This is a genomic window from Paractinoplanes tereljensis (assembly GCF_016862435.1).
Taxonomy (GTDB): domain Bacteria; phylum Actinomycetota; class Actinomycetes; order Mycobacteriales; family Micromonosporaceae; genus Actinoplanes; species Actinoplanes tereljensis.
The window spans coordinates 31,806-46,097 of the sequence record NZ_BOMY01000011.1 but is presented as its reverse complement, the minus strand read 5'-3'; the positions used below and the strand labels follow the sequence as shown (position 1 = coordinate 46,097).

Annotated in this window: 13 protein-coding genes; 9 read left to right on the top strand and 4 right to left on the bottom strand. The window is 70.8% G+C overall.

What is annotated here, in order from left to right:
* Window positions 1–280: 280 nt before the first annotated feature.
* Both Ate02nite_RS08345 and Ate02nite_RS08340 read right to left on the bottom strand, forming a co-directional pair.
* Complete coding sequence (locus Ate02nite_RS08345; protein ID WP_203801687.1) at window positions 281–1,240, bottom strand: hypothetical protein; 960 nt, start codon at window positions 1,238–1,240, stop codon at window positions 281–283.
* 14 nt (window positions 1,241–1,254) lie between these two features.
* Window positions 1,255–1,890 (bottom strand): hypothetical protein, encoded by a 636-nt coding sequence (locus Ate02nite_RS08340; protein ID WP_203801685.1) that lies wholly within the window; start codon window positions 1,888–1,890, stop codon window positions 1,255–1,257.
* A gap of 270 nt (window positions 1,891–2,160) precedes the next feature.
* On the opposite strand from Ate02nite_RS08340, the gene Ate02nite_RS08335 reads away from it, so the two are divergent.
* Genes Ate02nite_RS08335 through Ate02nite_RS08320 form a run of 4 tightly spaced genes read left to right on the top strand, consistent with a single transcriptional unit; the run spans window position 2,161 to window position 6,301 of the window.
* A complete protein-coding gene (locus tag Ate02nite_RS08335) occupies window positions 2,161–4,929 on the top strand; it encodes a sensor histidine kinase (protein ID WP_239147225.1) in 2,769 nt (922 codons plus the stop codon).
* Complete coding sequence (locus Ate02nite_RS08330) at window positions 4,926–5,348, top strand: roadblock/LC7 domain-containing protein (RefSeq protein WP_203801683.1); 423 nt, start codon at window positions 4,926–4,928, stop codon at window positions 5,346–5,348. The genes Ate02nite_RS08335 and Ate02nite_RS08330 overlap by 4 nt, the downstream gene beginning before the upstream one ends.
* Complete coding sequence (locus Ate02nite_RS08325) at window positions 5,338–5,724, top strand: DUF742 domain-containing protein (protein ID WP_203801681.1); 387 nt, start codon at window positions 5,338–5,340, stop codon at window positions 5,722–5,724. The genes Ate02nite_RS08330 and Ate02nite_RS08325 overlap by 11 nt, the downstream gene beginning before the upstream one ends.
* On the top strand, window positions 5,705–6,301 hold the full coding sequence (locus Ate02nite_RS08320) for a GTP-binding protein (RefSeq protein ID WP_203801679.1): 597 nt from the start codon (window positions 5,705–5,707) through the stop codon (window positions 6,299–6,301). Before Ate02nite_RS08325 ends, Ate02nite_RS08320 begins: the two co-directional genes overlap by 20 nt.
* On the opposite strand, the gene Ate02nite_RS08315 is transcribed toward Ate02nite_RS08320, so the two are convergent.
* Entirely contained in the window at window positions 6,302–7,867 is a 1,566-nt protein-coding gene (locus Ate02nite_RS08315) for an AfsR/SARP family transcriptional regulator (protein WP_203801677.1), read from the bottom strand.
* 141 nt (window positions 7,868–8,008) lie between these two features.
* Here Ate02nite_RS08315 and Ate02nite_RS08310 point away from each other — a divergent pair, with 141 nt between their 5' ends.
* The 5 genes from Ate02nite_RS08310 to Ate02nite_RS08290 all read left to right on the top strand — a co-directional run bounded on the left by Ate02nite_RS08310 (window position 8,009) and on the right by Ate02nite_RS08290 (window position 13,128).
* On the top strand, window positions 8,009–8,812 hold the full coding sequence (locus Ate02nite_RS08310) for a hypothetical protein (RefSeq protein WP_203801674.1): 804 nt from the start codon (window positions 8,009–8,011) through the stop codon (window positions 8,810–8,812).
* Window positions 8,813–8,879: 67 nt separating this feature from the next.
* Window positions 8,880–9,434, top strand: a complete 555-nt coding sequence (locus Ate02nite_RS08305; RefSeq protein ID WP_203801671.1) for a hypothetical protein — start codon at window positions 8,880–8,882, stop codon at window positions 9,432–9,434.
* Window positions 9,435–9,466: 32 nt separating this feature from the next.
* Window positions 9,467–10,519, top strand: coding sequence for a lactonase family protein (locus tag Ate02nite_RS08300; protein WP_203801668.1), 1,053 nt, complete (start codon window positions 9,467–9,469; stop codon window positions 10,517–10,519).
* Between the two features lie 239 nt (window positions 10,520–10,758).
* Window positions 10,759–12,459 (top strand): VWA domain-containing protein, encoded by a 1,701-nt coding sequence (locus Ate02nite_RS08295; protein ID WP_203801665.1) that lies wholly within the window; start codon window positions 10,759–10,761, stop codon window positions 12,457–12,459.
* A 189-nt stretch (window positions 12,460–12,648) separates the two neighbouring features.
* A complete protein-coding gene (locus Ate02nite_RS08290) occupies window positions 12,649–13,128 on the top strand; it encodes a MarR family winged helix-turn-helix transcriptional regulator (RefSeq protein ID WP_239147224.1) in 480 nt (159 codons plus the stop codon).
* Between the two features lie 25 nt (window positions 13,129–13,153).
* Here Ate02nite_RS08290 and Ate02nite_RS08285 read toward each other — a convergent pair whose 3' ends face one another.
* Window positions 13,154–14,272, bottom strand: a complete 1,119-nt coding sequence (locus tag Ate02nite_RS08285; protein ID WP_203801692.1) for an ROK family protein — start codon at window positions 14,270–14,272, stop codon at window positions 13,154–13,156.
* Window positions 14,273–14,292: the final 20 nt, after the last annotated feature.

The window sequence follows — 14,292 nt, the reverse complement described above, 5'->3', positions numbered from 1 at the left end:
GCGGCATCGCGGCGAGCTGGCCCACCCTGCGGCATCGTGGCGCGAGCCGCGCGAAGCGCGGGGCTGACCTGCCCGGCGGCATCGTGTGGCCGGCTCCCGCTTGGGGCCGGCCCTTCGCTGGGCAAAGTTGCTGGTCAGGGCGACGGCAGTGGGACGGCAGTGAAACGGCAGTGACGATCAGGCGGCGACCGGCACGACCGGGAAGCGGGTCGCGGCCGGTGCCGCAACGCGGAAACGAAGGAAGGGGAGCCCGAGGGCTCCCCTTCTTTGCTTGCGACGGTCAGAGGCCGGTCAACCGGTTGAGCAGGTCGCGGTAGCCGCGCAGCTGGACCCGGAGCTGCTCGGTGTCGTCGGACTCGCCGCCGAGGGATTCCTTCTGCGAGTTCAGCGCCGAGGTCAGCTTGTCGACGGCCTCGCCGACCAGCGTGGCCGCTTCGGCGGTGGCTTCCTTGGGACTGTCCACGAAGCGCAGCTGGATGTCCCGGAACCGCTCGGCGAACGAGTCGCCGTCGGTGAAGAGCCGATCCAGCGGCGTCGCCGGCACGCTGCCGGGGGTGGCGCCGACGGGCACGGCCGCCACGACCGGGGTCTCCTCGGTGTCGAGGGCGGGCACCGGCTCGGGGTCGACGGCAACCGGCGCCCCGTTGATCTCGGACTTCGGCTCGTCCTCGGCGACCGGCTCCTCGACCAAGGGCTCGTCGGCAGGCGGCTCCTCGACCACGGCATCCGGCTCCCCGTCGCGATCGGAGTCGACGAGAGTCTCGTCGTCCCGGTCCGGGTCGTCGCGGTCGGAGTCGGAGTCGGAGTCGGAGAGGGGCTCGTCGGTGGCCGCCTCGGGGCGGTCGAACTCCTCGTCCTTGAGCGACGAGTCGGTCTCGTCCTCGGTGACCGGGTCGTCCGAGTGGGTCACGGCGCCGTCCGGGCCGTAGGTGGTGGTGATCGGGTCGGAGAGCCGTTCGACCTCGGGCTCCTCGTCGGTCCGGTCGCGGTCTTCCTGGTCGGCGACCTCGTCGTCGGTGGTGACGCTGTCGGTCGGCCGGTCATCCTCGGTGGAGGAGTCGGAATCGGAGTCGGAGGACGGGTCGCGGTGCTGCGGCTCGTGGAAGTCCGAGTCACCCGGGCTGTCGTTCCAGGGGGAGCCGGCGCGCTGCTGCGGCACGGCTACCGGCTCGGACGTCGCCACGTCCGAGCGGTCGTAACCGGGGTCGTTCTCTTTGGCCTCGTTGGAGAAGAACTTCATGGCAGATGACTCCCTCAGCGGCTCTTGTCGGGGGCGGCGTCGATGTCGGCGGCCGTCCGGGGAGCGGGCGCCGGCGCTTCTTCGGGAACGGTTGTAGTAGTACCAGGATTCGTCGATACCGCGGCGGTTCCGAGCAGGTCGGCGAACAGCGCCCGGTAGTGCACCAGGGCCTGGCGGAGGTCTTCGGTGCTGGCCGCGCCACCCGTGTTCCGTTCGCTGATCTCGTGCGCGTCGCGGTAGTGCTGCAACGTGCTGGCATGCTCGACCGACAGTGCGCCGAGCTGCTCGTCGTACTCTCCGGTGGGGTAACCGCGTTCGGCGATCAGCCGGGTGACCAGTTCGTCGGCGGTGCCTACGGCCTCGGACGGGCTGTCCACGAACTGAATCTGAACCTCTTCCCACGCGGTGCGGTACTCCGCCTGCGCCTCCGGGCTGAGCTCCTTGAGCTCCAGCTCGGCGTGCCGCCTCTCTCGCTCGCGCAGTTCCTTCTCGGCCTCGGTGCGGTTGCCGGTGTCGGCCACCACACGGTCGTACTCCGGCCCGAAGGTGCTCTGCAGCTTCTTGCGTCTGCCGGCCTGCACGCCGTACGCGATCGCGGCGATGACCACCAGGACGACGATGATCAGGACGATGGTGAGTGTGGGGGACATCGGCCTCCTCCTTCTTCACCGCCGGTATTCCCACTCACTGCCGGTCGTCAATCCCCTTTCCGCTCATCCGTAGCGGGATGTTGCGGGTCTGTCACATGAACGACTGTGGGAGCGCGCTCTCCGAGATGCCAATCTCCCTGGACAATTAGGACAGTTAACACATATTTCTATTGGTTGACGGTAGCTCCGGTTGAAGGATTTACGTATTCTCGCGAAGGCGCACGCGGTCGGTGACGTCCAGCGACCTGTCAACCCTTCGGGCGGAGCCTGATGAGAACCCGCAACTGGTCGATCCGTTCGAAGATCATCACCATGGTCACGGTTCCGCTCGTGGCGCTGCTCGCACTGTGGATCTTCGCGACCGCGCTCACCGCCGGGCCGGCCCTCAACCTGCTCGCCGCCCGCACGCTCGCCAACACGGTGGGCAACCCGGGTGAGGTCATCATCGGCGAGTTGCAGCGGGAGCGCCGCCTCACGGTGCAGTTCCTGGCCGACCCGAGCGCCTCGGTCGGCCTGCTCGGCCAGCAGCGCACCGCCACCGACCGGGCGATCAGCGACTTCCGCACCGCGGCCGAGGGCGGCGACGCCTGGCGCGACTCGAGCGAGACCCTGCGCCACCGCATCGAGCAGGTCTTCACCGAGATCAACACGCTGCCCGCGCAGCGCCGGCACGTCGACCGCCGGGAACTCGATCCGCTCGGCGCACAAAACCTCTACAACGGCATGATCCAGTCCGGCTTCGACATGTTCGCGGCCACCGCCACCTTCCCCGACGACGAGATCGACCGGCGGATCCGCGCGCTGTCCACGGTCGGCCGCGGCCAGGAATACCTGAGCCGGGTCGACTCGCTGCTGGCCGCGGTCACGGTGACCGGTCAGTTCACCGACGAGTTGCGGATGGCTCTGGTGCAGGACGTGGGCACCGCCCGGTTCCTGCTCGCCCAGGGCGTCGAGGACATGCCCGAGGCCAGCCGCGCGCAATATCAGCAAATCGCCGCCGGTGACGCGTTCGTCCAGCTCAACCGCATGATGGACAGGCTGATCGTGCAGAGCCGGTCGGGTCAGCTCTCGCCGGTCGGCGCGGACAGCTGGCACCCGGCCTACGAGAAGTCCGGCCAGCAGCTGCGCGACTTCGAGAACGACGCGATCGACACGCTCGCCGACCGGGCCTCCTCGCTGGCCCTCACCATCATCCTGAAGCTGCTGCTCGCGGCGCTGCTCGGCCTGATCGCCTTCGTCGTCTCGGTGACCGTGTCGGTCAAGGTGGGCCGGTCGATGGTCGGTCGGCTGCGGCGGCTGCGCGGCGAGGCGCTCGAGATGGCCACCGAGCGGCTGCCCAATGTGGTGCGCCGCCTTCAGCGCGGTGAGAACGTCGACGTGGACGTCGAGACGCCCCCGCTGGTGTACGGCAAGGACGAGATCGGCCAGCTCGGCCACGCGTTCAACGACGTGCAGCGGACCGCCGTGCAGTCGGCGGTCGAGGAGGCCAACGTCCGGCGCGGGCTCAACGAGGTGTTCCTCAACATCGCCCGGCGCAGCCAGACGCTGCTGCACCGCCAGCTCGCCCTGCTCGACCGGATGGAGCGCCGGGAGACCGAGCCGCAGGAGCTCGAGGACCTCTACCGCGTCGACCACCTGGCCACCCGGATGCGGCGGCACGCCGAAGACCTGGTCATCCTGGCCGGTGCCGCCCCCGGCCGCGGCTGGCGCAACCCGGTCCCGGTGATCGACGTGGTCCGCGGCGCGATCAGTGAGGTCGAGGACTACAAGCGGATCGACATCCGCTCGATCGAGTCGTCGGCGGTGCTGGGCCGCGCGGTCGGTGACGTCATCCACCTGCTCGCCGAGCTCCTGGAGAACGCCACCTCCTATTCGCCGCCGCACACCCGGGTCCAGGTCTCCGGTCAGGTGCTGCCCAACGGCTACGCGATCGAGATCGAGGACCGCGGCCTCGGCATGACCCACGACGCGATCGATGAGGCCAACCGGCGCCTGGTCGAGCCGCCCGACTTCGACCCGGCCGACAGTGCCCGGCTCGGCCTGTTCGTGGTGGCCCAGCTGGCCAACCGGCACGGCATCCGGGTCTCGCTGCGCCAGTCGCCGTACGCCGGGGTGACCGCGATCGTGCTGGTTCCCGGCGAGCTGGTGGTCACCGGTCCCGGCCCGGCCGAGTTGCCGGCCGGGCCGGACCGCCCGCTGGTCGGCTCCGGCAGCGCCGACCCGTCCCGCAGTTCGCTGGCCGAGCTGCAGTGGCAGGGCACCGAACAGCTGCGCGAGCTCACCGCCACCGGGCAGCCGGTCACCATCAACGGCATCGTCGCGCACCCCGAGGCCGACCTGCCGCGGATCCCGGCCCAGCGGGAGAGCCCCGAGGCCGTGCCGGGCGGGCCGGTGCCCGCCTCGGTGGCGGACGGGCTCAGCGCCGACGGTCTGGTGCAGCGCCGCCGGGTGCGCCGTCCGGCCGATCTCGGCGAGACCACCAAGGCCCTGCCGAAGCCGGGCGCCGGCCGGAAACGCGGCATCGCCCCGGTGACATCGGCCCCACCCGCGCAGCGGAGGCCGGCGGAGGCCCCGCCCGCGCAGCGGAGGCCGGCGGAGGCCCCGCCCGCGCAGCCAAAGGCGGAGGCCACCGAGGACGGTCTGCCCAAGCGGGTCCGGCAGGCCAACCTGGCGCCCCAGCTGCGGCACCCGGTCGAGGTCGAGCCGGACGAGCCGACCGTCCCGCTACGCTCGCCCGAGCAGATCCGCAGCATCATGAGCGCTCTGCAGCTGGGCACCACCCGCGGACGTATCGAAGCTTCCAAATTCGTTGGCGACTCTTCATCTGAAGATCGCGCGAAGCCGGAGAAAGAGGGCAACGGGGGATCTCCCGGCGGTCCATCCTTCGCGGATGCGGCTACCGTCAGTTTCCCGGCGATCGTGAACGTCGCGATCGCCAACGGGGAGGCAGCAGCACGCCGGGGCAACGGCGCGGCCGGCGACCGCACCGAAAACTCCGAGCAAGACCCTGTGACCAGGCCGGAAAAGGACACAAAGTGACGCAGACGACCAACCAGAGCGCGAACCTCACCTGGCTCCTCGACGATCTCGTCGAGCGGGTGCCCACCGCGCAGCAGGCGGTGGTGCTGTCGGCCGATGGGCTGCTGATGGGCGCCTCCGCCGGGCTCAAGCGGGAGGACGCAGAACACCTGTCGGCGATGGCGGCCGGCTTCCAGAGCTTGGCCAAGGGCGCGAGCCGGCACTTCCGGGCCGGGCCGGTGCGGCAGACGGTGGTCGAGATGGAGTCGGCCTTCCTCTTCGTCACCGCCGCCGGCCAGGGCGCGTGCCTGGCCGTGCTCGCCGCCAGCGATGCCGACCTGGGCCTGATCGCCTACGAGATGGCGATGCTGGTCACCCGGGTGGGTCAGAGCATGAGCGCGCCGGAACGCGCCGCGGTGGCACCCTCCGATGCCGGCTGACTCGCCCGGCCTCGCGCACGACTGGCTCGATCACGACGCGGGCCCGGTGGTGCGGCCCTACGCGGTGACGCAGGGCCGGGTGTCGCCGACCGGCGACGCCATCGACATGCTGGCGTTCGTGGTGGCGACCGCACCCGTGAACCATCAGGGTGCCCGGCTGCAGCCGGAACACGACGCCATCGTGGCCGCCGCCTGGGAGCCGATCCCGGTCGTCGAACTGGCCTCGACCCTCGACCTGTCGGTCGGCGTGGTCCGGGTCCTACTGGGTGATCTACGCTCGGCAGGGCTCATCTCGATGCACGAACCTCAAGCGGCCTCCCGGCCGCACGACGTCGATGTACTCAAGGCGGTTGTCAATGGACTCCGTGCGCTCTGACCGTAACGGCGCGTCGTCGCGCATCCCGGTCGCGCTCAAGATCCTGATTGCCGGTGGCTTCGGCGCCGGGAAGACCACCATGGTCGGGTCGGTCAGCGAGATCCGTCCGCTGCAGACCGAGGAGGTCCTCACCGGCGTCCCCGGCGCGGACAGCGTCGACGGCGTGGAGGGCAAGACCACCACGACCGTGACGATGGACTTCGGCCGGATCACCATCACCGAGGACCTGCAGCTCTACCTCTTCGGCACGCCCGGGCAGGACCGTTTCTGGTTCCTCTGGGACGAGCTGTCGCAGGGTGCGCTCGGTGCCGTGGTGCTGGCCGACACCCGGCGGCTGGCCGACTGCTTCCCGTCGATCGACTACTTCGAGCAGCGGGGCACGCCGTTCGTGGTGGCGGTCAACTGCTTCGAGGAGCAGCGCTTCGCCGCCGACGCGGTGGGCCGGGCGCTTGACCTCGACCCGGGGGTTCCGGTCGTGCTGTTCGACGCGCGCGAGCCGCTGGGCGCCCGCAACGTCCTGATCGAACTGGTCGAATACGTGGCTCGCCGCCAGCTGACCGCGGCCGGCTCCCGCTGATCAGCGTGGCGGCCACGCCACCATCGCCGGGGCCGGCGCCGGCCCCGGCGGGAGACAGATGAGCCGGGCGGCGAGCCGACGGACGGTACGCGCGTCGGCCAGCCCCCGGCTCACCAGGTCGTCGGGGCGATAGAACAGGCCGCGGGCCTGCCGGTCCTGCTCGATCGCCATGCACTGGCCCAGCGGCAGTTTGGTCGCCCGGGCCAGTTCGAGCCCGCCGATGTGGTTGAGATCGAGCAGCCCGCCGTCGTCCATCAGCCGCATCTGCAGGTCGGGCCGGCCGATGCCGACCTCCCGGGCCCGGTCGGGGGCGAACATGGCGAACTGCCGGGCCTGGTCGCGCCGGTGGATGCTGTCGGCCCGGATGGCCACGATCGAACTGTGCACGGTGGCCACCAGCATCAGGCCGACGAAGTAGAACATCTCGATGTTGTCGCCGGTGGTCATCTCGTCGCTGTCGATGGTGGCCATGGTGCCGAACGGGTCGATGAAGACGAACACCATGAACCCGGTCACGAAGAGCGCGAAGTAGACGCCGGCCGCGAGGATGTGCCAGGGGCTGCGGCGCCGGATCCCGGCGTACAGCAGGTAGGCCCAGGCGGCCACGCCGCACGTGAACAGCGGCGCGATCACCGCGAAGACGATCTCCAAGGCGGTCTGTGGGCCTCGGCGCGGCGGTATGTAGCCGGCCACGCTCGGCATGAACATCGGGGCCGGGACCGGCGTGGGAACCGGCCAGGGTGCGGCGGGTGGCGCGGGCCGGGGAGCGGGAACGGGAGCCGGGACGGGTGCCGGCGAGACCGGGACGTCGTTCCGCAGGATCGTGAGATGGGCCGCCTGCATGCGTTCGCCCGGCTCGGCGCCGACCTCGTCGAGGAAGAACTCCCGGGTGTTCTGGAAGAAGGCGAGTGCCTCGGCCTGCCGGCCGGTGCGGTGCAGGGCCAGCATCTGCTGCACCCGCAGCCCTTCGCGCAGCGGGAATTCCTCGATCAGCCGGGCCAGTTCCGGGATCAGTGCGGCGGCCTGTCCCTGGGCCAGCCCGAGCTCGGCCCAGCGTTCCCAGGCGGTGGCCCGGGCGTCGGCCAGCCGGGTGCGCGCCGCGTCGAAGACCGGTCCGGTCAGCCCGGCGAGCGCCTCGCCTCGCCACAGCGCCAGCCCGGCGCGCAGCGTCCCGGCGGCCGCGGCGGCCTGCCCGGCGGCCTGCTCGGCCTCGGCCCGGGTGATCGCGGCCGCGAAGTCATCGGCGTCCACCCCGCCGTCGGCGCGCAGGACGTATCCACTTCCGGTGAGGGCGAGCAATTCGCCGGGGGTGCGCGGCGCTCGTTCCGGGTCGAGCACCCGGCGCAGCCCGGCCACGTATTTCTGCACGACGTTGGCGCCGTTCTCCGGTGGATCGTCGCCCCAGACCGCGTCGACGATCTGGTGGGTGGGCACCGGGCGGCCCGCCTGAAGCAGCAGCACGGCCAGTACGGCCTGCTGCTTGGCCGGTCCGAGGGGGAGTGCGACACCGCCGCGCAACACCCGCACCTCGCCGAGGATTTCGAAGCGAAGCGCCGTGCCAACCACCCCGCACCCCCCGACCTGCGCTGACGTCGCTGCGGCAGCGGAACCGCAGAGGGCAGCAGCATAACGGCAGCGGGTCGGGTGCTGCCCCGGTCCAGTCTGTGATCCGTCGGCTAGGACACACCACCCGCAGAAAGAACGACCATGACTACTGGACGCCTGACCCACCTCGCCACTTTTGCCACGGTTACCGCCGTATCTGCCTTCGCGTTGACCGCCTGCGGCACCAGCACCGATTCCGTCACACCCGCGACCGAGGCCGCCGCCAGCACCGCCGCCGACCCGCGTGAGGTACTTCTCAATGCCGTGCCCGGCGTGGACGCGTCGCCCTACACGTTCAAGGTGAAGGGCAGCGAGACTCCGATCTCCGGCGTCGTCGACGGGCCGGCCAAGGCCTACGAGGTCAACATGGCCGAGGAGATCAAGGAAGCCGGCACCACCCTGAAGTTGGGCTTCCTGGTGCTGGGCCAGAAGGGCTGGGTGCGGATCGCGTTCAGCCCGAACGTCGCCGGCCTGCCGAAGTTGCCGAAGAAATGGATGCTCCTCGACCAGGCCAAGCTGACCGACAAGTCGATCTTCGACGAGGGACAGCAGCTGGACCCCGGCTATGTCGGGCTGCTGGTGGAGAACGCCGCCGGCCTCAAGGTGACCTCGGCCGGACATTTCACCGGTACCACCGACCTGACCAAGGCCGACGCCGCGGAAATCGTCGACGCGGCCGGCCTCAAGGCGATGGGGGCCGCGGCCACCAAGGCGCCGTTCACCGCGGTCGTCGACGGCGGTCATCTGACCAGCCTGGTCGTGAAGATTCCGGCGGCCGGCAAGACCAAGGCCCACGACTACACGGTCAGTTACTCCGGTTACGACTCCACGCCGAAGGTGGCCGAGCCGGCCGCCGGTGACCAGCAGAAGGCCACCGCCGCCGCCTACGAGTTCCTGAACGGCTGATCCGGGGGGATGAGGCGGTCGCGCGGGGTCACGGGGCTCGCGCGGCCGCCGACCGGATTGGGGAACCGTGATCGACTGCACGCTCTGCGGGCGCCCGGTGCTCGGCCTGACCGGCCACGACTGGACCGCCCTGCCCTGGATGCTGGCGCCCGGCACCGGCGTACTGCCCGGTCCCTGCCACGTGCTCTGCCTCCAGGAACTCGGCGCGGCCCGCAGCTGGGCGGCCGCCGTCGAGGCGTACCACCTGAAGCGCTGGCCTCGCTGGCGGGCCGGCGCCGGATGGCGGCTGCACAGCAGCCGCGCCGCCCGGCGCTTTCATCTCTGGCGCGCCGACGGCGGCCTGGCCTCCTTCCCGTACGCCGTCCTGGCCGTCCCGCCGTTCCGGATCCGTACGCCGCTGGCGGAGGCCGGAACCGCGCACGCCGCCGCGCTGCGGACCGCGATGGGAGCCGACCGGGTTCCGCTGCCCCGGATGATCGGCCGGCTGGGCCTGACCGACCGTTACCCGTTCGTCGACGGCACCGTCACCCTGCGCGGGAACTTCCTGGTAGCCGACCATCCGCTGGCGCTGACCGGTTCCTGCCTCGGCGCGGCCCGGCAACTCGCCGCGGAAGCCATCTGAGGAATGCGCCCGGATGTGGTGGGATCTGGGGCATGGGTTCCCACGCTGAGTTCGTCTTCGTCGGTGGTTACACGGGTGACAAGGGCGGGGAGGCCGAGGGCATCGGCCTGTTGCGCCGCGACCCGGCCTCGGGTGTTCTGACCCGCCTCGGCGTGGCGGCCCGCACCCCGTCCCCGTCCTTCCTGGCCCAGCACCCGACGCTCCCGATTCTGTACGCGGTGAACGAGCTGGACACCGACGGCACGATCAGCGCGTTCACGGTGGCCGCCGACGGCACGCTGGCCCCGCTGTCGATCCAGCCCACCGGGGGTTCCGACCCGGCCCACCTGTCGATCACCGCGGACGGCCGTCATCTCCTGGTCGCCAACTACACCAGCGGCTCGGTCGCGGTGCACCCGCTCGACGCGGAGGGCGCTCCCGGCGAGCGCACCGACCTGCTCGACCTCGAGGGCACCGGCCCCGACCCGGAGCGCCAGCGCGGCCCGCACGCGCACATGGTGGTCGAGGACCGCGGCAGCATCCTGATCGCCGACCTGGGCGCCGACCGGGTGTGGCGGGCCCGGCTCGACCCGGTCAGCGGCCGCCTGACCATGCTGGCCCCGGCGGTGACCGCGAAGCCCGGCACCGGCCCGCGCCATCTGCGCATCGCCCCCGACGGCACCCTGCTGCTGGTCGGCGAGCTGGCGGCCAACCTGACGTGGTACCGCCCGGCGGCCGACGGTTCGCTGGAGCTGGCCGGTGAGGTGCCGGTGAGTGACCAGGACGGCCCGACCTATCCGTCGGAGATCGCCTGCGGCCGGGACGGCCGGTTCGTCTACGTCGCCAACCGTGGCCCGAACACCGTGACCACGTTCACCTGGGACGGCGACGACGCGGTGAAGGTGGCCGAGACGCCGACCGGCGGGGAGTGGCCGAGGCACATGATCCTGCTCGGGGATCACCTCTATGTAACCAACCAATTGTCACACAGCGTTACAACGCTTAGGATCGATCCCGAGACCGGCATCCCTGCGGCCCAGGGAGACCTGATGGCCGAGGCCAGCCCCACGTGCCTGTTGCGCTGGACATCGACGTCCATCAGATGATTCGCGAGATAGGGCGATCAACACCCTTGCGACGAATCGCCAAAAACCGGTCAGACTCCCGCACTGATCGAGAGGGCGTCACTACCCAAGGTCACTTTGTCGGGCACCTGACCTAATCCGAGTAACTTTCCGCCAAACGTATATGGCGCTCAGCTCTTGTGATGCGCACTATAGAGCGCGTGTCAGGTCGCCATCGTAGAAACTTCAATTTCCGAGGAGCAGGCGTAGTTGGAGCCGCGATGGCCATCGTCGTCGTGCTTGCCGGGTCATACCTGGGCTACCAACAGCTCTCCGATTCCGGTTGCTCCGGCTCTGTCCGGTTGACCGTCGCTGCTGCACCGGAGATCGCTCCTGCCGTCGAACAGACCGCGCAGAAGTGGATCCAGGACGGCGCGAACGTCAACGGGACGTGCGTCGCTGTCGCCGTGACCCCGGTGAACCCCGCGACCATGGCCGCGGCCGTGGCCAGCGAACACAAGGTCACGCTGACCGGCCTCGGCGCCGCCCCCGAGTCGGTGAAGGTTCCCGATGTCTGGATCGCGGACTCGTCGACCTGGCTGCTGCGCCTCAAGACCGAGGCGCCGGGCTTCGTGCCCACCGACGGCAAGCCGGTCGCCCAGAGCCCGGTCGTGGTGGCCATGCCTCAGCCGATCGCTGAGCAGGTCGGCTGGCCCAACAAGAAGCTCACCTGGAAAGACCTGCTCAGCCAGGTGACTACCAGCACCCAGATGCGGGTCGGCGTCGTCGACCCGGCTCGCGACGCGGCCGGTCTCGCCGGTCTGCTCGCGCTCGGCCAGGCGGCCGGCACCGGCCAGCAGGCCCAGGCGGCCAAGGTCGGGGCGATCAAGGCGCTGGCCCAGTCGGCCTCGGCGCTGCGCGACGACCTCCTCCAGAAGTTCCCGCACTCCGGGGACGCCAACGACATCGCGACCAGCCTCAGCGCTGCTCCGCTGTCCGAGGAGGACGTGATCGCCTACAACGCCGAGAAGCCGCCGGTCCCGCTGACCGCGCTCTACCTCGACCCGAGCCCGATGTCGCTCGACTACCCGTACGCGATCATGCCGGAGGTCGACCTGCAGAAGTCGGCCGCCGCGACCGGGCTGCGTCAGCAGCTGCAGACCGCGTCGTTCAAGAACGCGCTGGCCGGCGCGGGCCTGCGGTCTCCGGACGGCTCGGCCGGCTCCGGCTTCGCCGCCCCGCTCGGCGCGCCGGACGCATCGCCGGCGGTCAGCGCCAGCGCCGGTGCCAAGTCGGAGGGCGGCACCGCCGCGTCCGGTCTGGACGCCAGCGCGGTCAGCCAGGTCCTGGGCAGCTGGGCCGCGATCACGCTGCCCGGCCGGGTGCTCGCCGTCTTCGACGTCTCCGGCTCGATGCTCGAACCGGTGCCCACCGCTGGTGGCGCCGACCGGGCCGCGGTCACCCGAGGCGCGGCCTCCGGTGGTCTGGCGCTCTTCGACGACAAGTGGGCCGTCGGCGTGTGGCTGTTCTCCACCGAGATGAACGGCAAGAAGCCGTACAAGGAGATCGTGCCGATCAGCCCGCTCTCATCGAACCGGCAGAAGCTGCAGGACTCGATCAAGCAGATCATTCCGAAGAAGAGCGGCCAGACCGGTCTCTACGACACTCTGCTCGCGGCCTACCAGAACGTTCAGAACTCCTGGCAGCCCGGAAAAATCAACTCGGTCATCCTGTTCACCGACGGTGAGGACAGCAAGGAAGGCATCTCGCAGCAGGCCCTGGTGGCCAAGCTGAAGGCGCTGAACGACCCGAAGCGCCCGGTCCGGGTGGTCATCGTCGGTATCGGTACCGGCGTCAACCGCCAGGAACTCGAGACCATCGTGAAGCCGACCTCGGCGGGCGGCGTGTTCATCGCCGAGGACCCGGCGAAGATCGGCGAGATCTTCCTCGAGGCGATCGCCTCCCGCTCCGGGGCCAACTAACCCCGAACCAACACCCATGACGTACGAGGCAACGGCCGTTACCCATTGAGGTAGCGGCCGTTGCTGCCGCTCGGGACGCCGGCTTCCGGAAGTGGCCGGGCCGGGTGCCGCGACTCGCGGCGGCGCCGTACGTCGGCACGGCCCGCAAGCATCCCGCCGGGCCCGGCGCAGGGTAGTCTCTGCTGCACCATGGCGGTTCACGACGGCCCGGACCCGATGCACGCGGCGGCGATCGACGACGCTGCGCAAGCCTTGCTGTCCGCTTGGGACCAAGCACGCGAGCAGGTCACCCCGCGGCTGTCCTGGGCCCAGCTGAACGCCCTGCTCACGGTCGAGCGCTCCGAGGGTGTCAACCTGGGCGGCCTGGCCGCCGAGATGAACATGCTGCTCTCCTCGGCCAGCCGCCTCTGCGATCGCCTGGTCGCCTCCGGCATGGTCGAGCGGGTCCCCGGCCGGGCCGACCGGCGCGAGATCGCGCTCTATCTGACCCCGTCCTCCCGGTCCCTGCTGACCGAACTGCGCCGCACCCGCCGCCTGACCCTGTCGGCGACGCTGGAGAAGATGTCCGGTGCCGGCCGGGCCGCCCTGCTCCGCGGCCTCTCCGAGTTCGCCACGGCGGCCGCCGACGAGAACGCGGGCGAGGGCACCGCCTCGGCCCGCACCGCGTAACCCGAGGCTTGCGGTTGGCCGGCTCCTACGGCGTACGCATCAGGAAAGCCGCCGGGTCGTCGATCAGCTCTTGGATCACCGCGCCGGCGGCGCCGCGCATCGCGGCGTCCGGGCCCAGCGCCGCGGCACGCAGGGTGACCGGCGCCAGGCCGGCGGTCAGCACCCGGCGGGCCAGCTCGGCCTCGATCCCGGCGCGCAGCCGGGGGAACTCCGTCGCGTAGGTGCCGCCCAGCACGATGACCGAGATGTCCAGCAGGTTGATCACCCCGGCCAGGGCGATGCCGAGGGCCGAGGCGGCCAGATCGGCGTCGGCCGCGATCTGTTCCTGGCCCGCGTACTGCTCCAGGCAGCCGTTCGCGCCGCAGCGGCACGGGCGGCCGTCGGGATAGACGGTGACGTGCCCGATCTCGCCGCTCCAGCCCCGGCCACCGCGATAGAGCTCGCCGCCGAGAACGATGCCCGCGCCGATGCCGATCTCGCCGGAGACGTAGAGGAACGACTGCTCGCCGCCGTCGGCCCACAGCTCGCCCAGGGCCGCCAGGTTTGCCTCGTTGTCGACGGTGATGGGCAGATCGCTCAGGCCGGGCAGCACGTTGAACAGGGCCGGCGCGTCGACGTCCTGCCAGTCGAGGTTGGGCGCGACCCGGACGATGCCGTTCGGCGCCACCAGGCCGGGCACCGCGAGGGCTGCCCCGGCGATGGCGAGGCCGTCGGCCGAGGCCGCCTCCAGGGCCTGCAGCGCCAGCCCGCCGAGGGAGGCCAGCGACGCGCTGGGGGAGAGTGGCCGTTGATCACCCTGGGTGACGAACCGGTGACGCACGTCGCCGGTGAGGTCGACCACGCAGGCGGCCAGGTAGTCGACGTTGATTTCCAGCCCGAGCCCGGCCGGGCCGGACGGGCTCAGCGCCAGGCCGGCCGCCGGCCGACCGGCTCCGGTGCGCGGGGCCGGGTCGTGCTCGGTGAGCAGGCCGCCCGCGATCAGGTCGTCGACGAGAGCGGACACGGTAGCCCGGGTCAGGCCGGTAGCCAGCGAAATCGCTGCCCGGGATGGCCGATCTGCGCTGTTCGCCACGGTTCGCAGCACCAGCGCGAGATTATGGGCGCGCACGCTTGATTGCCGCACGGGAGTCCCCGAGGCAGTCATGATCCGGCCCGTCACGCCCT